Origin of the sequence: Tenuifilum sp. 4138str, from assembly GCF_041102575.1 — a bacterium.
GTDB classification, from domain to species: Bacteria; Bacteroidota; Bacteroidia; order Bacteroidales; family Tenuifilaceae; genus Tenuifilum; species Tenuifilum osseticum.
On record NZ_JBGCUE010000003.1, the window covers coordinates 202,817 to 225,126 of the forward strand.

General features: G+C 44.3%; 18 protein-coding genes. 7 read left to right on the top strand and 11 right to left on the bottom strand.

The genetic code is table 11. The features are described 5' to 3' along the window. The first annotated feature begins 56 nt into the window (after window positions 1-56). Window positions 57-1,340, top strand: coding sequence for an MFS transporter (locus AB6811_RS04485; RefSeq protein WP_369489239.1), 1,284 nt, complete (start codon window positions 57-59; stop codon window positions 1,338-1,340). A 4-nt stretch (window positions 1,341-1,344) separates the two neighbouring features. On the opposite strand, the gene AB6811_RS04490 is transcribed toward AB6811_RS04485, so the two are convergent. The 3 genes from AB6811_RS04490 to AB6811_RS04500 form a co-directional block, all read right to left on the bottom strand. After that, window positions 1,345-5,007: a sensor histidine kinase gene (locus AB6811_RS04490; RefSeq protein ID WP_369489240.1), complete on the bottom strand. Its 3,663-nt coding sequence runs from the start codon at window positions 5,005-5,007 to the stop codon at window positions 1,345-1,347. Between the two features lie 30 nt (window positions 5,008-5,037). Then, window positions 5,038-5,511: a 23S rRNA (pseudouridine(1915)-N(3))-methyltransferase RlmH gene (gene rlmH, locus AB6811_RS04495; protein WP_369489241.1), complete on the bottom strand. Its 474-nt coding sequence runs from the start codon at window positions 5,509-5,511 to the stop codon at window positions 5,038-5,040. 245 nt (window positions 5,512-5,756) lie between these two features. Further along, window positions 5,757-6,134, bottom strand: coding sequence for a hypothetical protein (locus AB6811_RS04500; protein WP_369489242.1), 378 nt, complete (start codon window positions 6,132-6,134; stop codon window positions 5,757-5,759). Between the two features lie 136 nt (window positions 6,135-6,270). Between AB6811_RS04500 and AB6811_RS04505 the strand changes: the two genes are divergently transcribed. From AB6811_RS04505 to AB6811_RS04520, 4 genes are all read left to right on the top strand, one after another. Next, window positions 6,271-8,907: a valine--tRNA ligase gene (locus AB6811_RS04505; RefSeq protein WP_369489243.1), complete on the top strand. Its 2,637-nt coding sequence runs from the start codon at window positions 6,271-6,273 to the stop codon at window positions 8,905-8,907. 563 nt (window positions 8,908-9,470) lie between these two features. Beyond that, the gene (locus AB6811_RS04510; protein WP_369489244.1) at window positions 9,471-9,641 is read left to right on the top strand and encodes a hypothetical protein; all 171 of its coding nucleotides are present in this window, start codon (window positions 9,471-9,473) and stop codon (window positions 9,639-9,641) included. A gap of 463 nt (window positions 9,642-10,104) precedes the next feature. Beyond that, entirely contained in the window at window positions 10,105-10,422 is a 318-nt protein-coding gene (locus AB6811_RS04515; protein WP_369489245.1) for a hypothetical protein, read from the top strand. Between the two features lie 224 nt (window positions 10,423-10,646). Next, a complete protein-coding gene (locus tag AB6811_RS04520; protein ID WP_369489246.1) occupies window positions 10,647-10,832 on the top strand; it encodes a hypothetical protein in 186 nt (61 codons plus the stop codon). A gap of 265 nt (window positions 10,833-11,097) precedes the next feature. Here the strand turns inward: AB6811_RS04520 and AB6811_RS04525 are convergent, their stop codons facing one another. Then, window positions 11,098-11,697: a hypothetical protein gene (locus AB6811_RS04525; RefSeq protein WP_369489247.1), complete on the bottom strand. Its 600-nt coding sequence runs from the start codon at window positions 11,695-11,697 to the stop codon at window positions 11,098-11,100. Between the two features lie 402 nt (window positions 11,698-12,099). Between AB6811_RS04525 and AB6811_RS04530 the strand changes: the two genes are divergently transcribed. Continuing rightward, window positions 12,100-13,605 (top strand): glutamine synthetase family protein, encoded by a 1,506-nt coding sequence (locus AB6811_RS04530; RefSeq protein WP_369489248.1) that lies wholly within the window; start codon window positions 12,100-12,102, stop codon window positions 13,603-13,605. Window positions 13,606-13,651: 46 nt separating this feature from the next. Here AB6811_RS04530 and AB6811_RS04535 read toward each other — a convergent pair whose 3' ends face one another. The 3 genes from AB6811_RS04535 to AB6811_RS04545 are packed head-to-tail and all read right to left on the bottom strand — an operon-like array spanning window position 13,652 to window position 16,677. Then, window positions 13,652-14,341 (bottom strand): hypothetical protein, encoded by a 690-nt coding sequence (locus AB6811_RS04535; protein ID WP_369489249.1) that lies wholly within the window; start codon window positions 14,339-14,341, stop codon window positions 13,652-13,654. Next, entirely contained in the window at window positions 14,286-15,371 is a 1,086-nt protein-coding gene (gene wecB / locus AB6811_RS04540) for a non-hydrolyzing UDP-N-acetylglucosamine 2-epimerase (protein WP_369489250.1), read from the bottom strand. Before wecB ends, AB6811_RS04535 begins: the two co-directional genes overlap by 56 nt. Further along, window positions 15,364-16,677 carry a glycosyltransferase family 4 protein gene (locus AB6811_RS04545; RefSeq protein ID WP_369489251.1) on the bottom strand — a complete coding sequence of 438 codons (1,314 nt, stop codon included), beginning with the start codon at window positions 16,675-16,677 and terminating at the stop codon, window positions 15,364-15,366. The genes wecB and AB6811_RS04545 overlap by 8 nt, the downstream gene beginning before the upstream one ends. A gap of 119 nt (window positions 16,678-16,796) precedes the next feature. Here AB6811_RS04545 and AB6811_RS04550 point away from each other — a divergent pair, with 119 nt between their 5' ends. Next, the gene (locus AB6811_RS04550; protein WP_369489252.1) at window positions 16,797-17,753 is read left to right on the top strand and encodes a prohibitin family protein; all 957 of its coding nucleotides are present in this window, start codon (window positions 16,797-16,799) and stop codon (window positions 17,751-17,753) included. A 71-nt stretch (window positions 17,754-17,824) separates the two neighbouring features. Here the strand turns inward: AB6811_RS04550 and AB6811_RS04555 are convergent, their stop codons facing one another. From AB6811_RS04555 to accC, 4 genes are read right to left on the bottom strand one after another with little or no spacing between them, the layout of a single operon-like run. Next, complete coding sequence (locus tag AB6811_RS04555; RefSeq protein ID WP_369489253.1) at window positions 17,825-18,451, bottom strand: carbonic anhydrase; 627 nt, start codon at window positions 18,449-18,451, stop codon at window positions 17,825-17,827. A 3-nt stretch (window positions 18,452-18,454) separates the two neighbouring features. Continuing rightward, window positions 18,455-19,996 (bottom strand): acyl-CoA carboxylase subunit beta, encoded by a 1,542-nt coding sequence (locus tag AB6811_RS04560; RefSeq protein ID WP_369489254.1) that lies wholly within the window; start codon window positions 19,994-19,996, stop codon window positions 18,455-18,457. A gap of 33 nt (window positions 19,997-20,029) precedes the next feature. After that, entirely contained in the window at window positions 20,030-20,539 is a 510-nt protein-coding gene (locus AB6811_RS04565) for a biotin/lipoyl-containing protein (protein ID WP_369489255.1), read from the bottom strand. Window positions 20,540-20,557: 18 nt separating this feature from the next. After that, window positions 20,558-22,069: an acetyl-CoA carboxylase biotin carboxylase subunit gene (gene accC, locus AB6811_RS04570; protein WP_369489256.1), complete on the bottom strand. Its 1,512-nt coding sequence runs from the start codon at window positions 22,067-22,069 to the stop codon at window positions 20,558-20,560. Window positions 22,070-22,310 lie beyond the last annotated feature (241 nt).

Below are 22,310 nucleotides of genomic sequence, written 5' to 3' on the forward strand. Positions count from 1 at the left end.
TCATGCTTACAAATGGGAAAAAAGTTGAATATTGCGAAAATTAATTGTGAGTAACTATGAAAAAAGGCTTTGGCTCGTTTGGTAAAAGTTTTTGGACTGCCATTACCATGGAGTTCTTTGAACGAGGCTCATACTACGGTGTGATGTCGGTTCTTTCGGTTTACCTGGTTCTTAGTACTGATCAAGGCGGATTGGGTTTTACCAAAGAAAAGGTAGGAATCATAAAAAGCGTTATTACGCCGTTACTATATATACTCCCCATAGTGGCAGGAGCCATTGCCGATAGATTTGGCTACCGAAAAACACTATTCTTTGCCTTTGCCGTAATGAGTTCAGGGTACTTCCTAACAAGCATTAGCACCTCATACTCTGCTGTATTCCTAAGCCTTACGCTCATGGCAATAGGAGCGGGAACCTTTAAACCAATAATTTCCGGAACAATAGCCCGAACCACCAACGAGTCGAACTCATCGTTAGGATTTGGAATATATTACTGGTCTATAAACCTTGGTGCCTTTCTTTTCCCATTACTCTTAGTCCCTTACCTTAAATCGTTGGGTTGGAACTACATTCTGCTGATGGCCGCATTTGGCACAGGTTGGCTGCTTTTTTTAAATTTCTTTGTATTCCGTGAACCCGCAAGGCCACAAAGCCAGAAAAACCTTGTTCAGGTTTTTGCCGATATGCTTTTGGTTCTGAAAGATTATAAGTTCATACTAACCATAGTAATATACTCAGGTTTCTGGATTCTTTACTTTCAGATGTACGACTCTGTACTCTGGTTCTTGAAGGAGCGTATCGATATGACCCCCGTTAACAATGCCGTAAATTCCTTTTTGGCTATTTTTGTCGATAATCCATCGTGGAGGTTTGATGCTGAACATGTTACAGTAGTTAACGCGGGAACCATAATACTTTTGCAGCTTATAGTATCGGCAATTCTAAAGAATGCCAAACCCTTACCAACCATGATAGTTGGAATATCGTTTGGGACACTGGGACTTGGCCTTTTGGCCATTTCAACCTATGCATGGGTTTTTATTTTAGGATTAGTGATTTTTACCATTGGCGAGATGACCGCCCACCCAAAGTTTATTTCCTATATAGGTTTAATTGCGCCACAGGACAAAAAAGCCCTTTACCTGGGCTACTCATTCCTTTACGGAGTAATAGGTAGCGGTATTGGTGGGGTTCTTGGAGCTTTTGCTTACGTTAAGTTTGTAACTAACATGAACCGCCCCGAGTTGTTCTGGTTGATGTTTTGCGGAATTGGTGTATTAACCATTATCGGTTTAATCCTGTTTAACAGGTTTGTTCTAAAGGGTTCAAAGCCGAGCTAACCAGTTAAGCTTCGTAGAGTGGGAGATCGACCGTAAAGGTTGTGCCAATGTTTTCGGTAGAGGTAAAATGGATGTAACCTCCAAAATTCAAAATTATTTCGCGTGTAATGGCTAGCCCTAAACCGGTTCCTCCCGATTTAGTCGTGAAATTAGGCGTAAAGATTTTTTCCCGAGCATGTTTTGGTATGCCTATGCCCGTATCGGAAACATCAACTCTTACCATACTGTTGGATGTTTTTGATATACTTATGCTAACCTCACCGGTTTTCCCACGCTCAATGGCCTGTATGCCATTCTTAACAAGGTTGTTGAACACCCTTAAAAGCTGATCCCTATCGGCAAAAACAAACGGTTCGCCCGCTGCATTGTTAAGCACTATCCTGATATGTTTATAGCTGGAGTAAAGGGTGATAACATCGTTTATAACAGCAACAAGGTTAACGGGCTCACGTTTTGCGGTGGGAAGTTTTGCAAACGACGAGAACTCATTGGCAATAACCGTTAGGGCTTTTATCTGTTCGGTTAGCGATTGTGCAAACTGCTCAAAACGTTCGTCCCAGTTTGGCAAACCTTCGCGTTTGGCTTTAACCAGGTGTTGCAGGCTAAGTTTTATTGGCGTTAAGGGGTTTTTAACCTCGTGGGCAATCTGTTTAGCCATTTCGCGCCAGGCCGTTTCGCGCTGGCTACGGGCAAGTTCTTCGGCGCTCCGAGCTAATTCTATAACCATTCGGTTATACTCGGCAATGAGCTGTCCTACCTCATCGTTTCCCGCATACTCTATGGTGGCATTGTTGCCGGTAATGTTAACCCGGCTCATACTCTCACGGATCAGTTCTAGCGGTTTGGTTAGTTCTGAGGCTATTGCTACCACCAACGAAATTGAAAGCATGGCAAGCAGTGCAAATATGTTGATAATAGCCACAATAATTCCATAGAGCTCATTGCGAAGTTCCTCCTGCCGGGTAAAGTAGGGTAAGTTGAGGTAGGCAACTGTTTTACCATAGGGGTTCAAAAGGGGGACGTAAGCGGAAAGGAATTCGGCTTTCCCTATGCTCTCCCGCTCTAAATACTTGGGATTGTGTAGGTGATGAAGCTGATACCATGCAATGGGGTTCATCATTCGACCTAATAGGTTTTTATCAAAAACTTCGGAACGCGATGTGGCCAACAGAACTCCGCTTGTATCGTAAATGTTAATGTCCGTGTAAAATGTGTTAGAAAGGTCAATCAGCTTCTCTTTAAGCTGCTCAACATCCTGCCTGTTCTTGTTCATGTAGGGAAGCATGTGTTCCAGTTCAAACTGGAGCGAGAGCAACTTTTCGCTTAGGCTACTTCTATTTCTGTCATCAAAGTTCTTAACATTATAGTAAATTGTGGCTCCAGCCACAAGCACCATCGATAAAATAATTATTGACACCATTGCCCATCCAATTTTGTGCTTCAGGCTGGTAAATTGGGTGCTTAGCTTTATTCCAAGCAGGTAAAGGTAAAGCGATAGTATTATAAGGAGGAAAACCAGGATGTAGGCAAACGAAGCCGTTGAGCTAAGGGGTTCCTGACGAGGTCGGCTAATTACAATAGTATCGGCCTGGTTTGGTTTATAGGACAAGTGGTTGTACCTATTCTCATTATAAAATTCGTAGGAACCCGTAAGGGAATCGGAATCTGTTACTGTTAACTTGTACTCGTACGCCCCCGATTTTGTAACCAGCTTTCCCTTGTGATACTTAGCCCACGAGTAACCCTTTAGCTGATTACGTTTGTTTTTCCCTTCAATAAGTAGTTCAGGATACCCCAGGAGTTCCCAGCTCGGGCGGCTATTCAGTTCTATGTAAAGGTTACGAACCTCATCGTCGAATCGGTAGCTCAACACGCCAATGTAGTAGATGTAGCCCGACTGGGTTGATAGGTAGTAGAATCTTGAGCTGGGTAGGATAATTCCGTAACTTGAAATCAGGTTATCAAAAAATAGATTGCAGTTTGTTTTGCCTCCCAACTCGTCGATAAGAATTGAGTTTTCCAAGCAAACCGTGGCGGTTAAGTCGTACCGATTAAGGTAGTCCTTAAAGTATTCACGGCGTAAGTAATCGTAAAGTTCAACGTTTTTGTTCTCAATATCCTTAACGCAGCTACGGGCATAGGCATCGGTTGTGAGTGCCTGGTAAAGCTGTGGCAGTATGGTTTCAGCCAGTGGATCTCGCTCGCTACTCAAGCTTACTGCAAGAACTTTTCGAACGGCAACCTCCTTTTGTCGGCTGTAGATTGAAACTATTACAGTGATATAGATTGACGAAACAGCTGCAAGAAAAAGCAGAGCCTTAGCTCCAATTGCTTTGTTTTTTACCCAACAGAACCAGTAAAGGGTAACCGAAACTAACAAGAACCACCCATAGCCAAAAAAGGATATGTGGCTAAAATCGGTTAGCATAAAAAATGGGAGAGCAACAATAAGTGCCGCGAGCAATGTGTATTCAATAAAGCGTTTACCTTTGGCCTTTTCGTTAATCCGAAGCCAAAGCAGGTTGAGGGTAATTGCAGTAAGAACCCAAAAAAACACTGAAAGGTATCCTATTACCGAGTAAATGTTGAGGTTGAAGATATTTGATGTGTCGAGAGGAATTGTAGAGTGATTAACCAGCGATACCATTGTGGCATGGGCAGCAATATAGCAAAGGATTGTGAGCAGCAGACTGATAGCCGAAATTATTCTATCGCCTAATAAGCCAATATTTACCCTGTAATTACTTAAGTTACGGAAAGCAAATGCTGCCACTACCAAAACTAACACTGAATTTATTAAGAAATCGCCAAGCGAGGGGTTATACCAGGTATGAGCGTAAAGTTCAGGATTAAAAATAGTTAGTGGAAGTATCCCCGGGAACGATGTTTTAAGACTAACTAGTCTAATAGCCACAATTGCAGCTATAAATATCATAACTTTTATTGCCGGGTGAATTTTTTTGAAATATTGGTTTAGCAAAAAGGCCAGCGAAACTAGAATCAAAACCAGCGAAATGTATCGTAAACCCGTTTTAAAGTTTTCTTTTAGGACAGTCCCTGTTTTGTCGGTTGGAACCAAGTAAAAGGGCTCAAAGTTTTTAGGCCTTATTGGAATGCAGTACGATTCCAATTGCTTTGATATGCTAAACCCTGAGAGTATATCAAAATCATTGGTGTAGCTGTTTACAAGATACTTATTTTGGTAAGGGTATTCGTTCGATACATGGATAAGAACCCTTGCGGATAGCGAAGAGTCGGCATTGTAGTTCCAGAATGAGATGTAGTAAGCGCTGTTCAGCTTCACCAGTTGAGCAATACCTGCTTTCTGTGGACTCTCCTGGGGATCGATATTTGTTGACCAAAAGCAGGTTTTCCCATTCTTTAGGATAAAAATCTCAAAACGGTCATCATCTGACAGTGAATTAATAAAGCCAAGGCATGTTTGAAACGATTTTGATGAGCAGGAACTATCAATTTTGTCCAACAGCATCTTCGATAGGTCAAATGCTTTTTGGGTTTTCCTCTCAAAGGTTTTTTCTATGGATTTTTTTTGAGCTGTTATGGGTTGTACGTAAGGGATTCTACTTAGTCCATACTCCGCAATAAATAGGAGTGCGAACATGATAGCAAGTAGGATTACTGGTATATAGCGTATTTTTTGTTTCATTACTTAAATATAGCAAAAATCGAGCCTAAATCAAGGATTATGGTAAGGTTCCCCCTTAATGATTGTGAAGGCCCTGTAAAGCTGTTCGGCAAATATCAATCTAATAAGTTGATGCGAAAAGGTCATAGGCGATACGGAGAGTTTTCCGTGACATGTGGTTTTTACCCGCTCATCGAAACCGTAGGGCCCACCAATAAAGAAAGCCATATCGCGTTGGCCGGAGTTCATACGTTTTTCAATTAGACCCGCAAACTCAACCGATGTATAAAGCTTTCCGTGCTCATCGAGCAGTATGCACTCCTGGTAGTTCTCCATCTCGGCAAGTATCATATCACCTTCCTTTTGCAGCTGCAGTTCAACCGGCATCGATTTGGTATTTTTTAGCTCAGGAAGGACTTTAAAGTCAAACCTGCAGTAACGGCTAAGCCGTTTTGTGTAATTATCGAACCCTTCGGCAATGTACTTTTCACTTGTCTTTCCTATTGCTACAAGAGTTATTTTCATTGGCAAAATGGTAAAAAATTTATGGTTTCCTGCTAACACAGAAACCATAAAATTATGTAAAACTTGATATAGTTGTTACAGGCTGTGCAAATGTTTACTGCTTGATGGGGGATAGGCGTGGGTTAAATGGCACAGTTTAGATGGCATTTTGTAAACATCGCAGAATGATAGTTGTGCAGGAATTATAAGATGGAAGACAAGAAGAAAACCTCATGTGTAACGTTTCTCGGCAAACGGTTCACGATTCAAGACTCACGTTTCATGTTTTTCTTCTTCATCGACACCAGGACGAAAACGGTATGGCTATTGCCTGTGGAAATCACCTTTTTGCGTTCTACGCGAACGTCGCGTAGCTCAGCCTTTACCACTTCAGTGGTAATGCTTTCGCCATCCTTGCTAAGGTACTTAACATGCCCAACTTGCCGGGCCAGCTGGATTTTTGCATCCATTGTTGCCTTTTTCTCGGCAACGTCAACAGTTGGGCCTGTAGCCGTACCAGCAGCATAAATCTTTCGGGCTGAGGTTGGGGGATTGTTGTACCAATCAGGTATCGATTCAATATCTATCTGAGCCATTGCCGTAGTGGCAAGCATCAACAAAACAAAGGTAATTAGTCGGTTCATGGTGCTTTGGTTTATCAACTTCAATTTATCATAAATCGTGCCAAGGCAAGCGGTGCTAATAAGCTTTTGCTAAAGCTATAGTCCATTGTTGAAAAAATGCTATTTTTGCGGTTCGATTTAGTTTACAACACAATATATGGATAGCACAAGAGAACTTTCGGCTAAGTACAACCCGGCTGAGGTTGAGGATAAGTGGTACAAGTACTGGATGGAAAAAGGATTTTTCCGTTCTACCCCCGATGAGCGCGAGCCCTACTGTATTGTTATACCCCCACCCAATGTAACCGGAGTGCTTCACATGGGACACATGCTTAACAATACCCTTCAGGATGTTCTGGTGCGTAGGGCACGAATGAAAGGGAAGAATGCATGCTGGGTTCCCGGAACCGATCATGCTTCAATTGCTACCGAGGCTAAGGTCGTGGCCAAATTGAAGGCCGAAGGGATAGAAAAATCGCAGCTTACCCGCGAAGAGTTCTTGAAACACGCCTGGGAGTGGAAGGAGAAGCATGGCGGTATAATCCTTGAGCAGCTAAAAAAGCTGGGCGCATCATGCGATTGGGAGCGAACCTGCTTTACCATGGACCCAACCCTATCGGACAGTGTTATCCATGTTTTTGTTGACCTATACCGTAAAGGCTATATTTACCGTGGCGTACGTATGGTAAACTGGGACCCGCAGGCTAAAACAGCCGTATCGGACGAGGAGGTTATATACCGTGAGGTAAATGGTAAACTTTACTACCTGAAATATAAAATTGACGGGGAGGATGGCTTTGTAACCATTGCTACCACTCGCCCCGAGACCATTCTGGGCGATACTGCCGTTTGTGTAAACCCCAACGACCCACGATATACACACCTAAAGGGAAAACACCTTTTGGTTCCGCTCATCAATCGGAGAGTGCCTGTTATTTTTGATGAGTACGTTGATATGGAGTTTGGTACAGGTGCGTTAAAGGTTACCCCGGCTCACGATATCAACGACTACATGCTTGGCGAAAAGTATAACCTTGAGGTTATTGATATATTCAACGACGATGGAACCCTCAACCAGTTAGCACAGCTTTACGTTGGGATGGACCGCTTTGAGGTGCGTAAGCAAATAGTTGTTGATCTGGAGAAAGCTGGCCATCTGGCTAAGGTTGAGGATTATGTAAACAAGGTTGGATTCAGCGAGCGTACCGATGCCGTTATTGAACCAAAACTCTCGATGCAGTGGTTCCTTAAAATGAAGGAGATTTCCAAACCTGCACTCGACGCTGTGGTTAACGGCGATATCAAGCTGCACCCCCCTAAGTTTGTGAATACCTACCGCCACTGGATGGAGAATGTTAAGGACTGGTGCTTATCGCGTCAGCTCTGGTGGGGACATCGTATACCTGCCTGGTACCTGCCACATGGTGGGTATGTGGTTGCTCACAATGAGCAGGAAGCGCTTGAAATTGCCCGTAAAGAGACAGGCAATGCAAGCCTTCAGCTATCGGATTTGCGCCAGGACGAGGATGTGCTTGACACCTGGTTCAGCTCCTGGCTTTGGCCAATATCGGTATTCAACGGTATTTTGGACCCCGAAAATCCCGATATCAGGTATTACTACCCTACTCACGACCTAATTACCGCACCGGAAATCCTTTTCTTCTGGGTTGCCCGCATGATAATTGCTGGTTACGAGTACCTGGGCGATAAACCTTTCCGCAACGTTTACCTTACCGGTATTGTTCGCGACCACCTGCGTCGTAAAATGAGCAAACAGCTTGGCAATTCACCTGATCCGCTCCACCTTATGGCCAAGTATGGTGCCGACGGTGTAAGGGTTGGAATGCTCCTTTGCTCACCCGCAGGAAACGATTTGCTCTTTGATGAGAGCCTAACTGAACAGGGACGTAACTTCTGTAATAAGGTTTGGAATGCTTTCCGTTTGGTAAAGGGTTGGCAGGTTGATGCTAATGCAACACAGCCCGATTCCTCTAAAACGGCCGTTGAGTGGTTCAACAATGTGCTAAACAAGGCCATTGAACAGTGCGACGATGACTTTGAGAAGTATCGCATATCGGAGGCCTTGATGAACCTCTACAAGCTATTCTGGGATGAGTTTTCGTCGTGGTACCTGGAGGCAATTAAACCAGCCTACGGACAGCCAATCGATGCAGCAACCTACCATGCAACCCTTGAAATCTTCGAGAAGATGTTGGCCCTGTTGCACCCATTCATGCCATTCATCACCGAGGAGTTATGGCAGCACCTGCGCAACCGTGCCGATGGTGAAAGCATTATGGTGAGCCAAATGCCCAAATCGACCGGGGTTGATGAGGAGTTAGTTAAAACCTTTGAGCGGGTTAAGGAAATTATTGCTGGTATCAGAAATATCCGTCAGGAGAAAAATATTGCTCCAAAAAAATTGCTTTCAGCATCGGTTCGTACCTCAAGTAAACTGCCCAAAGGGTTTGAGGAAATCATTATGAAGCTTGCTGGGCTCGATCAGCTAAGCTATACCGATGGAAAGATTGAAGGCGCAGCATCGTTCATGGTTGGGGTTGATGAGGTATATGTACCCCTCCAGGGTTTAGTTGATGTTGATGAGGAACGTCAGAAAATTCTGGCCGAGCTGGAGTACACAAGGGGATTCCTGGATAGCGTGCTGAAAAAGTTAAGCAATGAGCGATTTGTTAATAACGCCCCTGCAAATGTTGTTGAGCTTGAACGCAAAAAGCAAAGCGACGCCGAAACCAAAATTAAGGCGCTTGAGGAAAGGCTGAGAGAACTGAAGTAGTCTTGTAAGGCAGCAAGATTAGTTGCTCCATAAAAAGTACAAATAAGAACATAAATCGCATTCGAGCTGTTCCGAGTGCGATTTTTTTTGCCCCCGCGGATGTTTGCAAAACTATCATTTTGTCAACCTGATCCCCAATTATAAAGGGATAAGCTTTGCCGAGGTATCTTATACTTAGTGTGCAGTTTACAGTGTACAGAGAGGGTTGCGTTTATGTTTGGTTGTAATATTGCGCCTGACCCCTCTAAATCTCCCTTGAGAGGGGAGACTTTAACCCACGATAAAACTTTCTTATTGCGCTCCCATCTCCTGTCAGGAGAGGGGCTGGGGGTGAGGTCGTTTTCCAAGAACAACGAGCAACGAACAACGTTTCCAGCCCCGTAGGGGCTAAACATTTGTAACTCCATGCCTACTCCCTCATGTATTGCGATGCATGCTATGATTTCCTAAAGAGCAAAACTGAGCCCTTGCATCGCAAAGGAAAAGCATTGCAAAGAGCATGTTCTTTCTTGTCTTGATACAAGAAAGAACCAAAGAAAATCAAGGCTGAAAAGCCCGACCCGATGGGTGCCCCGTGGGTGAAACTGCCACGCGATACAATTCGCCACGCCTGCGGCGTGACTCATGTGGTATCGCTTACTAAGCCCACTGCCACGTACCACCCCCGACCCATTGTCGGGTCAGGCTTTTATGCAACTGCGTATGGCTCCGTGCTGGTTGAGGAATCGCATTAAAGAAGAGTTGAATGTACTAAGAGATGCTATGACTGGGCTCAGCATGACATGAGCGCTAAATTCTCTTTTTCTGTCAAACAATAGCTGTCAACTTTCAAATAAATCAAATGTTTCATCTGTGTTTCATTTGTTTTAAGCATCAATTAATGCTTGTAAACTGTGAAAATCAAATAGATCAGCGTAATCTTCGTTCTTTTAAAACACACACAACCTTCGTAGAACAACTTCATATATTTGGGAATTGGTTTAAAAAAAAAACTTAAAGTCCATTTGATGATTTATATTTTTTTTAATTTTGTTAATAAAATAAGACACTATATTACAACACATGTAAAATAGTTATAACCCATTTATCACAACATCTAGTTGTAAAAATAACTTTTTAATTTGATTATTGCTGAGTTTTTTGGTCAATATAATTTATAGATAGAGAAATAAGTCACTAACTAAAAAAAACAAGATTATGAAGAGGTTACTTTTTATTGCAATGATTCTGATATTTTTCTCATGTGAGAAAGAAGAATATCTGACAATTGGAGAAATCAACGCCAAAGAGATTTCTGAATGTGTTAAAAATAATAAGTTACAAAATGTAACAATAAACTCCTGGGAAATTTCGTGGGTTGGTGAAGGCTCTGTAAGTTATTGGAAACCAATTGTTACTCAGAGTGATTTTAGAATTGAAAAATCCTTCATTGTAGTCAGTTATAAGTACTATAATTTAGAAAGGCTTTATTATTTTAATCATGAAGGGAATACCTTAATTCTTTATTTGAAATAAAACGGGTTAAGACAATAATTATTGCATCAAGTAGAATAATCACTTGTTGAAAACACCAAGCTTAATCCCACATCTATTGCGATGGACGCAATACCTTTTACAAGGAGCAAGGGTGAAGTGTTGCATCGCAAATGAAAAGCATGGCGAAGAGCCATTTCACATGTTCTTTCTTGTCTTGATACAAGAAAGAACCAAAGAAAATCAAGGCTGAAAAGCCCGACCCGATGGGTGCCCCGTGGGTGGAACTGCCACGCGATACTATTCGCCACGCCTGCGGCGTGACTCATGTGGTATCGCTTAATGGACCCACCGCCATGTTCCCCCCCCCCGACCCATTGCCGGGTCAGGCTTTTATGCCACTGCCTGCTTTTTCCGCTCCATTCAACCCCAGGGAAAAGGGCTGGGGGTGAGGTCGTTATCCAAGAACAACGAGCAACGAACAACGAACAACGTTTTCAGCCCCGTAGGGGCTAAATATTTGTAACTTCATGGCTACTCCCTCATGTATTGCGATTGCTTGAAAACCAGTCAGAAGGGATTAAGGTTTAAAGGTACAAAGAGATGTTTCAGCAGCGCTCAGCATAACAGAGAGATGTTTCGCTGCGCACATCATGACAAATATCCTTAACTTAACAATATTAAATAAATTTTACATTCTAAACATTTTTCAAAGCACTAAATCCAGTGAAAACGCAATCCAAGGCTTGGCATGATGTAGACAAAATCGGCATTTAGGCATTTATTTAGTTTTCCATCTATAAAGAAGGTGATGTTCAGTGCCGACCGTGTGGATAGTTTAATTCCGGCAATCTTTTGTTCAAGCCCAATGCGCGCAACAAAGTCGGGTGAAAAAGAACTTTCCCCGTCCAGCTCTCTTTTGCCGCCCTCAATGCCAAAACCAATGTAAGGGTTTAGCAGTATTGGCAGGTAGAACTTAGTATCTATTCCGTAGCGTATGCTCCCTTTCTCCCAGGTCTCGTTATTCTGCCTTTCTATCAGGGAGCCTAACAGCAAACCTTCCATGCCAGCCCAAATACCAATGGCAATTTTCTTGTTAATGGCAAATTGGCTTGTGCAGATCTTGCTCAAACGGTAAAACTGAACATCCACCGCTGTTGGCTCAACAATATTGGCACCAACACCTACACGCCAGCGGCCTGTGTACTCGTTTTTCTCCTGCAACCAGTTTGTTCTCTTCTGCTGGGCGTACAATGTATTTACTAATATTACCGTAGTTAGAACAGTAATGATTATGGGTAAAAGTTTATGTTTCATGCAGCTACAGATTTTTCCACCATTATTGGTTATACTTAAAAGTTAACAGTGCAATTTAACGAAATTATTGTCCGTTGCTGTCATTTTGCCTGCAATTAAATTAGATGGTATAAGCCTCTGCAAGCAACAATCCTTTAAAAACATCTACGAGCCGTGGGAAAGATACCCAAATATATCTAATCGCCTAACCAATTCAAAAATTGAGTCAAACTCACTTTCAGCAGAAATATATCGAGACAAAGCCTTTGGTTTCAGAAAAAACATCTATGCATTTTGTCTATTGCTGAAAATATTTCTACTTTAAGGGAAAATGCTATAAAATGATGTTGATAAACATAGCCGCAAGCTAATGCAATGTCGATTGATTTTGTAGCTTTGGCAAAATAAAAAAATTAGGAACACATGAACGATTCTGAAATCCTGATGAACCCTAATGAGCTGGTTCGCTTTCTGAAGAAACCCGCATCGGAGTTTACCAAGAACGATATTATTCGCTTTTGCGAGGCTAACAACATTCAAATGGTTAACTTCCGCTATGTGGCCGAGGATGGCAAGCTAAAAACTTTGAACTTTGTAATATCATCAAAGGAGCACCTCGATTCCGTTCTATCGGCCGGAGAGAGGGTTGACGGTAGTAGCTTGTTCTCGTTCATTGAGGCCGGAAGTAGCGACCTTTACGTTATACCACGTTACCGTACCGCTTTTGTGAATCCCTTTTCCGATGTTCCTACAATTGACATTCTTTGCTCATTTTACGATAGCACCGGCAAACCCCTTGAAAGCGCTCCTGAAAATGTGCTACGCAAAGCTCACGATTTATTCAAGAGCGAAACGGGCATGACCTTTAAGGCACTTGCAGAACTGGAGTACTACGTGATTAGCGAACGCGAAGATTTTTACCCGGGTGTCGATCAAAAGGGTTACCACGCCTCGGAACCATTTGCAAAGTGGGAAAACCTACGTCGCGAGGCTCTTATTTACATTGCCAGTGCTGGAGGCAAGGTTAAGTATGGCCACTCAGAGGTTGGTTGCTTCATGACCGACGAATATCTATACGAGCAGCACGAGATTGAATTCCTTCCCATGCCTGCTGAGGAGGCTGTTGAACAGCTGATTATTGCCAAGTGGATTGTTCGAATGCTTGGCTATCGTTATGGAGTAGATATTAGCTTTGCCCCAAAAATCACTGTAGGAAAGGCAGGAAGCGGTTTACATTTCCACATGATGGTGGAAAAAGATGGCAAAAACATGATGGTTGAAAACGGTAAGCTTAGCAATACCGCCAAGAAAATGGTTGCCGGAATCCTCGATGCAGCCGATGCCCTTACCGCCTTTGGTAATACCATACCCATATCGTACCTGCGCCTTGTTCCACACCAGGAAGCACCTACTAACATCTGCTGGGGCGAGCGTAACCGTTCAGTTGTAATACGTGTTCCGTTAGGATGGATTGGTGCTGAGCACATGGTTCAACATGCCAACCCCAACGATTGCAGCGTATACGAGGCTAAAGAAAGCAAGCAAACCGTTGAGTATCGTGTTGCCGATGGATCAGCTAACCCTTACCTAACTGTTGCCGGCCTTATTGTTGCTGCACTCGATGGGCTTCGTCGCCCCGATGCACTTGAGCTAGCCGAAAAGCTATATGTTGATGTTAATATCTTCAGGCCAGAGTTTAAGGATAGGCTTGCCAGCCTCAAGCAATTACCTGCATCGTGCTGGGAATCGGCCGAGGCGCTTGAGGCCAAAAGGCAAAAGTTTGAAAAGGATGGTATTTACCCACACGGCATGATCGACTCAATTATTTCAAAGCTGAAAGCTTTTAACGATAAGGGGCTAAGCGAGAAACTATACGGAAATAACGCCGAAATAGCCAAGCTGGTATCGCAGTTCCTACATATTGCTTAACATTTCAGGGAATATATCAATGCCGATCCTGTTGGATCGGCATTTTTTATTTTCTCAACCCAACTCCAAGGTTCAGATGCCCTGCAACGTTCACAAACCTTGCATGACCACCATTGATAGGTACTTTGGCGAATGCAGCTGTAGTTTTTGCCCCAAATAAAAGGTAAACGTGCTTTGATATGTCGATTTTACGCTCAGCGCTGGCTGAAAATACAGGCCCAGTAAGGTAGTAGCCCATATCCCAATCATCGGTTGAGTTTCCGAACTCAAGTCCACGAATTTTCGACTCCGGGTGTGCAATTACAAGCCCTAGCCCTGCTCTGTACCGGTATTTACCCCTTTCAATTCCGTAGTTAAAAATCAGCATGTTAAACCCATGCGAAACGTTAAACTTTTGCACTTCGGCAGTAGTGTTTTTCAGGTACAGCTTGTGGTGTATTAACTCAGCTTCATAGATTCTTTTCCCAACTATTTTTCCAAGTCGAACATCCCAGTAAACCGGTAAAGTGAAAGGCTCAGTTTTAAATCGGGCTGTCATTCTAATTGTTGGTGTGCCATCCTGATAAATAGCTAGCGGCATTGGCAGATTATAGACACCCCCACCAGAGGCCTCAGCGTACCATTGAGCATTTAAACTGCTTGGCTGTAAGGTAAAAAGTATAAGAGCTGCCCAAAGTATATTAAAGCCACAGCTTGAGTTGTTCCGCAATGTTTTGCGAAGCTTTCCCATTTCCATACAAATCGATATCGAAGTTCGATTTTTTATTTATCATTTCACTGTAAGCATGGTAAATGGTATCGGCATTGGGGCCTGCTAATCGATTAAAGCCATGCTCAACCAGTTCAACCCACTCGGTTTGTTCGCGCAGGGTAATGCAGTGTTTACCAAAAAAGAAAGCCTCTTTCTGTAACCCTCCGCTATCGGTCATAACCAGCTTGCAATTGCTAATAAGCATCAGCATATCAAAATACCCAACCGGATTAATAACCGTAAACTCAGGGGAAATTCCCATTTGCTCAAGTATTTTCCTGGTTCTTGGATGCAGTGGAACCACTACACGTGTTTCACGGTTAATCCTATTCAGCCCATCAATAATGTTTTTGAGGTTTGAAGGATCATCGGTGTTCTCCTGCCTGTGAATGGTTGCTAAAACAAAGTCGTTGCTGAGCTTGAGTTCGTTTAATATTTTCGATTCACGTTTTGCTTTGTCGAGGTAGAAGTAGGCCGCGTCCTGCATTACATCGCCACACTTAACAATTTGCGCTTTAAAGCCATCAAAGCCTTCGGCTTTAAGGTTGGCAACTGCGGCATCGGTTGGGCAGAATAGAAGGCTTGAAATGCGGTCGGTAAGAATTCGGTTCACCTCCTCGGGCATGGCCATGTTGAACGAGCGTAACCCGGCTTCAACGTGGATTACCCTTACATGCAACTTAACAGCAGCAAGCGCTCCGGCAAGGGTTGAGTTTGTATCGCCATAAACCATAACAGCCAATGGCTTCTCCTTCAGGATTACCTCTTCAACCTGCTCGAGCATCCGCCCGGTCATTGCCCCATGGTTAAGGCTGTTGATATTCAGGTTGTAGGCAGGTGCCGGTATGCTCATTTCGCTGAAAAACACATCGGACATGTTTTGGTCAAAATGCTGACCGGTGTGAACAATTATCTCGGGAATGCCAAATGCCTGCAGTTGGCGGCTAACAGCCGCCGCCTTTACAAACTGAGGGCGTGCCCCAAGAACAGTAAGAATTACCTTTTTACTACCCATTTGTGATTTGGTTTAAAATCTCGGACAACCTGCCGGTAAGGGCTTTACGGGAGTATTTCTCAATACCCTTGGGCTCGGGAGAGAGGTTGCCCTGCCTGAATAAGTTAAAGTATTTGACGAGTGTTTGAGTGGCCCCCTCAACATCGGTATAATCAATAACATCGCCAGAGGCCGTTTCGTGCACTATTTCTGCTATATCGCTATCGGTGGGGCCTATGGCAAGAATTTGCTTGCCAACAGCAAGGTACTCAAAGAACTTCCCAGTCACAATTCCCTTTGCGTTTGGGGTATTATTGATGACAAGCAGCAGAATTTGAGCGTTTTTTTGAAGCGCCAATGCCCGGTCGTGTGGAAGTAATCCATGGTGCTCAAAGTTCTTTTCAAGCCCATAACTCTTTATGGCCGTAGTAACCGAGATATCAATCTGACCAGCCATTTGTATCCTCAATTTTTGGGCAAACTCAGCGTTTTCCGCGCATATCCTACTTAACGTTTGCCATAAAACATGTGGGTTACGGGCTGAGTTCATGGTTCCCACATAGCAAATGGAAAAACTATTGTTTCTTTGGGTTTCACCAGCAGGGATGTCATCCGTATCAAAGCCGTTGGTTAAAACCAAAACTTTATTACTGCCTAAGCCTTCAAATTCCCGCTTCATTTGCTGCGATACTACAACAACGCAATCGGCTGTTTTTACAACTATCCGCTCAAGCCTATGGTGATACCAGTTGGCAAACTTGGTAAGCCTCAGCTCATGGTAAAAATCAATATTTGTCCATGGGTCTCGGAAATCGGCAAGCCATGGTATATTGAGTTTACGCTTCAGTTTTAGTCCAATTAGATGCATGGAGTGAGGTGGCCCAGTGGTAACAATGGCATCAACTGGGTGTTGCTTAAGGTAACGCTTTAAAAACTTTACCGATGGCCTAACCCAGAATACGCGCGGATCGGGTATCAAAATGTTACCCCGTATCCAGACCATCAGTTTTGCCAACCTCCCTTTTTTACCGCTATCGTCGGCAAAGCCAAGCCCTAGTTTTTTCCCTTTTCGCCCTGTTATCCATTTGTAAATGTCGTAGGGTTCCCAAATTGGCCGTTTAATTACCTCGATGTTCTCAGGGATATCTTTAAACAGGGAATAGTCGTCGTAAAAGGATTCAGGGTTCTCAGGGGTGTAAACAATTGGCTCCCAGCCAAAATCGCGAAGGTACTTTACAAACTTTAGCCAACGTTGCACGGCAACACCACCCGATGGAGGCCAGTAGTATGTTACTATCAGTACCCTTTTACGCGATGTTTGACTCATGCAAAAATTTTTGTTAAAGATAGATAGATTAGCCAATTCCAACAAATGGGGGCATCACTTGATTGTCAATTCAAATGTTTTTCATACCTTTCCTAATCTAACTTAAAATGCATAAGTGTATGGTACTATTTAAAGTTATTGCGTGGTTAATCCTTGTTTATGGCATAATTGCATTGGTTGCCAAAAAGGCAAGGCCATCGGGGTTTGACCTTCCCTTTGCTTTGCCAGCCATTTTGGTTGGGGCTATACTTTTAGTGATGCTTTCGCTGATTGTGGTTGTTGGACCGCAGGAGGTTGCTGTGGTTACCACACCGAGTGGTGTCCGCTCTGAACCCCTGCACACCGGATGGCATGTAATAGCCCCGTGGAACGATATTCACTACATGGATAAAACCGTTTGGGTTTACACCTGTGCCAATTCTATAGGCGAGGGCGAAAAACCTAACTCCGATGCCATTTGGGCGCCTACCAAGGACGGTATAAAGCTTGGTTTTGATGTATCCGTTTCGTGGCGCATTGATGCCAATGAAGCTCCTTGGATATACCAAAACGTTACAGAGAACGACGGTGGCCGATCGGGACGTTACCTCTGGCTTGAGGAGAATGTAATCCGCGCAAAGCTGAAATCGGCATTAGCTCTAACTGTTTCGGGTTTTACTCCCATTGAGGCATACAGCACTAAGCGAAACGACATCCAACAGGAAATCCTTGAACGCATTAAGGATGAATGCAAGCAGTATCGAATAATAATTGATAACGTGGATGTGCGCGAAGTTTACTATAACGAGGAGTACGAAAAGGCTATTAATGCTAAGAAATTGGCCGAGCAGGAAGCTTTAAGGTTAATTGAGGTAACCAAGCAAAAGGAAGAGCAGCTCAAGCAGGCTACTATCGATAAGAATATTGCCATTGAGAAAGCTAAGGGAGAGTCGGAGGCTCTTAAAATCAAGGGTCAGTCCATTAGTAGCAATCCTAAGATCATTGAGCTTGAATGGATCAATAAGTGGAATGGTCAGCTTCCCACTTACATGATGGGGAATGGCCAGGGAATAATGGTCAACCTTAACAACAAGTAGTAACCCCTACTGAACTAGCGAAGCCGGTAATCCCGGCTTCGTTTGCTATGATTTATCTGTAAGGAAAATATCTATTCAAGGCGATATATCGACATAATTTCCGTAAGAATAGCATCGGTATCGACCTTTAAATCTTTCAGCAGGCCCGTTTCCATATCGAAAACCCAACCATGCACGTTGAGTGTTTTGGATCGGATAGCTTTTTGAACTTCAGGGGCCTTGATAACGTTTACGCACTGCTCCCTCACGTTCAGTTCTACCAGACGTCTTTGCCTATCGGTAATAGAGTTGCTTGTTTCAATTTCATGTCGATGGTGGCGATAAATATCACGGATATTCCGTAGCCAGGGATTGAGTATACCCATATCTTTTGGCTGCAGTGCAGCCTCAATGCCTCCACAGTGGTAGTGACCGCAAACTACAATATGTTCAACCCTTAGTACCGTTACAGCATAGTTTATTATTGCCATTGAGGCAAGGTCGCCAGCGGGAACAAGGTTGGCAATATTGCGGTAAACAAAAACATCGCCCGGATTTGCCCCCATAAGTTCTTCAGCTGTAACCCGGCTATCGGAACAGCCAATGTAAAGCATGTTGGGCTGCTGGCTCAGCGAAAGGTTTCGAAAGAAACTGGGGTTAACGCGCTTCCGCGCTTCAGCCCAGTTCCTGTTATTCTCAAAAACCTTTTTGATGTCCATGAGCTACAAAACAATGTTACCATGTTTGCGGGGTGGGTTCTGCTGGCTCTTGGAACGGGTCATCTCCAGTGCCTGAATCAGCTTGGCACGAGTTTGTTTTGGGTAGATAACCTCATCGATATAGCCCAGTTCCGCAGCACGGTAGGGGTTTGCAAATGTCTCGCGGTACTCATCAATTAGTTCCTGACGGGTTTCCTCGCTGTCAATTTTATTCCTGTACAGTATGTTTACTGCTCCCTCGGGGCCCATAACAGCAATCTCAGCCATGGGATAGGCGTAGTTAACATCGGCGCCAACCTGCTTGCTGGACATTACACAGTATGCACCACCGTATGCCTTGCGGGTGATTACCGCAATTTTAGGAACTGTTGCTTCCGAGTAAGCGTATAGCAGCTTTGCCCCATGGCGAATAATACCATTCGATTCCTGATTAACACCCGGTAGAAATCCCGGAACATCAACAAAGGTTACAATGGGAATGTTGAACGAATCGCAGAAGCGAATAAAGCGAGCGCCCTTAACCGATGCGTCGATATCGAGCACGCCGGCAAGATGGGCAGGCTGGTTGGCAACTATGCCAACGGTGTGTCCCGCCATACGCGCAAAGCCAACAACAATGTTTTTGGCAAAGAGCGGCTGAACCTCCAGAAAGTTTTTATCGTCAACCACGGTTAGGATTAACTCCTTGATATCGTATGGTTTATTTGGGTCGGCTGGGATTAGGGTTTGTAGACTTTCGTCCTCGCGGAGCGGGTCATCGGTTGTTGGGAAAACGGGTGGCTCCTCCATGTTGTTAACGGGTAGGAAACTCATTAGCTCCCTAACAAGCATAAGTGCCTGTTCGTCGTTTTCGGCAATGAAGTGCGCTACGCCGCTTTTGGCATTATGGGTAACGGCTCCGCCCAGCTCATCCTTGGTAACATCCTCGTGTGTAACGGCTTTTATAACATCGGGTCCGGTAACAAACATGTAGCTGGAATCCTTAACCATAATAATAAAATCGGTTAGGGCTGGTGAGTACACTGCACCACCAGCGCAAGGTCCCATTATGCAGGTTACTTGTGGGATAACCCCGGAACTACGAACGTTGTTGTAGAATATCTCGGCATAGCCTGCCAAACTCTGAACACCTTCCTGAATACGTGCACCACCCGAGTCGTTCAACCCAATAATTGGTGCGCCCATACGGGTGGCCAACTGCTGAAGCTTGATAATCTTATCGGCGTTAGCCCTACTAAGCGTACCGCCAAAAACAGTAAAATCGTATGCATAAACGTAAACCAACCGTCCGTCAATCTTGCCATAACCGGTTACCACGCCGTCGCCGGGTATTCGGTTCTTATCCATGCCAAAATCGTTGGTACGGTGGGTCACAAACTTGTCAAATTCATTGAAAGTACCGGGGTCGAGCAGTTCAACAATACGTTCCCTTGCAGTTTTTTTTCCACTTTCGTGTTGTTTGGCAATACGGTCGGGTCCGCCAGCCTGCTCGGCTATGGCATTGCGTCGCTCTAACTCCTGATATAGCTCATCAAGTGTTTTCATGGAAAAAAAATGATAATGGTTAAAGGATAGAATTTACTCAATCTCAACAAGTGGTTGGTTAGCATTGATATTATCGCCCTCAGTCACGTATATCTTCTTTACCATCCCATCAACGGGGCTTTTGTACTCGCTTTCCATTTTCATGGCCGATATAACAATCACCGTTGTTCCTTTTGAAACGGTTTCGCCTTCGAATACCGGAATCTTAACCACCCTACCGGGCATGGGTGTTGATATTATCTTATCGGCAGCATGGTCGTCGAGAGCCTTTCGGCTTCGTTGGTATCGACTTTGGGCGTCAATAATTTCCACCTCGTGGGAGTTGTAAAAGGTATTCACGTAGTAATTTTTTGGCCCATCGCCAGGAATAATCTCAATGTTAAACGATTTGCCATTATGGATTATGGAAAAAACACCGTTCTCAACCTGGGCAATGTCCACCTCGTACTCAACGCCATCAACCTCAAAAACGGCAATATTTTCATCGCGGCGCACCAGCTTAACCTCGGCTATGCGATCGCCAATTCTAACTTCAAGTCCCATTTGTTCAAGCATGTTTGTTTAGTAAGGAAGCAAGCTGCGCTTTAACCCGTATGTTTTCCAGTTGTCGGAGTGGGTTACGGTAAAATCGCTCATGGCCACCTTTTCCATCTTGGTGATAAAATCGAAATAGGCTGCAATTATTGCCATATCCTCAAAGATTTTACTACCACGAGGCTGAATATCCATCAGCTCATCAAGGTGTTCGGGTATGAAGTGGGTGTTGTAGTTACCCATCCTAAAGTCGTGGTTATCCATGATACGCTCAAGGAAGCGGATGGATGTTTTCACCCCGGTGATTTTGTACTCAAACAAAGCCCGTTTCATTCGGTTGATGGCCTCGGTACGGTCGCGCCCCCAAGTAATTAGCTTGCTAATCATGGGGTCGTAGTAAATAGGAATTTCGTAGCCCTCGTAAGCATAGCCATCGGTTCTAACGCCAAGCCCATTGGGCTCGCTGATGTGCCTGATAAGTCCGGGCGATGGCATAAAGTTGTTGAACGGATCCTCGGCAAGTATGCGGCACTCAATGGCATGCCCGTGCTGGGCTATCTCATCCTGCCTGAACGATATTGGTAATCCGGAAGCAATTCGGATTTGCTCCTTAACAAGATCGATTCCGGTTACACGCTCGGTAATGGGGTGTTCAACCTGTAGACGGGTGTTCATTTCAAGGAAGTAGAAGTTGCGGTTGCCATCAACAAGGAACTCAATGGTACCTGCACCAACATAGTTTACCGCTTTAGCGGCAGCCACGGCAGCTTTCCCCATTTCCTCCCTAAGCTCAGGGGTAAGGAATGGCGATGGGGTCTCCTCAATCACCTTTTGGTGGCGGCGCTGTATGGAGCACTCGCGCTCAAAAAGGTGAACAGTATTCCCATGCCTATCGGCAAGTATCTGAAACTCGATGTGGTGGGGCGATTCAACATACTTCTCAATATACACCGTATCGTCGCCAAAGGCCGACAATGCCTCCGATTGAGCCATTTTAACGGCCGAAATAAGATCTTCGGGACGGCGAACCAGTCGCATTCCCTTGCCTCCACCACCGGCTGAGGCTTTAATTATGACGGGTAAACCAATCTCATCAACAATTTTGCGAACGGTTTCCATGTCCGAAACCTTTTGCTGGGTTCCAGGTACCACGGGTACGCCGGCAGCAATCATGGTTTGGCGGGCGGTTATCTTATCGCCCATTTGGTTAATGGCATCGGGGTCGGGCCCAATAAAGGTTATGCCTGCGGCGGCGCATTTACGGGCAAACTCAGCGTTTTCCGAAAGGAAACCGTAGCCCGGGTGAATGGCATCGGCGCCTGCCTTAAGGGCAACCTCAATAATCTTATCGCCATTCAGGTAGCTCTCGCGCGAGGGCGATGGCCCAATGTGGTATGCCTCATCGGCATAGCGCACATGGAGTGCACGTCGGTCGGCATCGGAGTAAACCGCAACGGAGAGTATCCCCATCTCGCGGCATGAGCGGATAACCCGGACTGCAATCTCGCCCCGGTTAGCAATTAATACTTTTTTAATCATAGTTGTCCCAGATATGAATCCGAGGCAAAGGTATAGAAAAAAATATTTTTTGTGCAAGCATTTTTATACAAATATGTTGTTCGGCATAATTATATAGCATGCTTGTTTTTGCTGCAAACGTTTTAAATCAACACTTTCGGTAAAACGTTCGTTTGATAATTTTTAATCGTTCTAAAGGAAGTTGATGGTTGGGGCGAGTTTGATAGAATACAGAATACGCTGAGTTTGTTGCTTACACTGC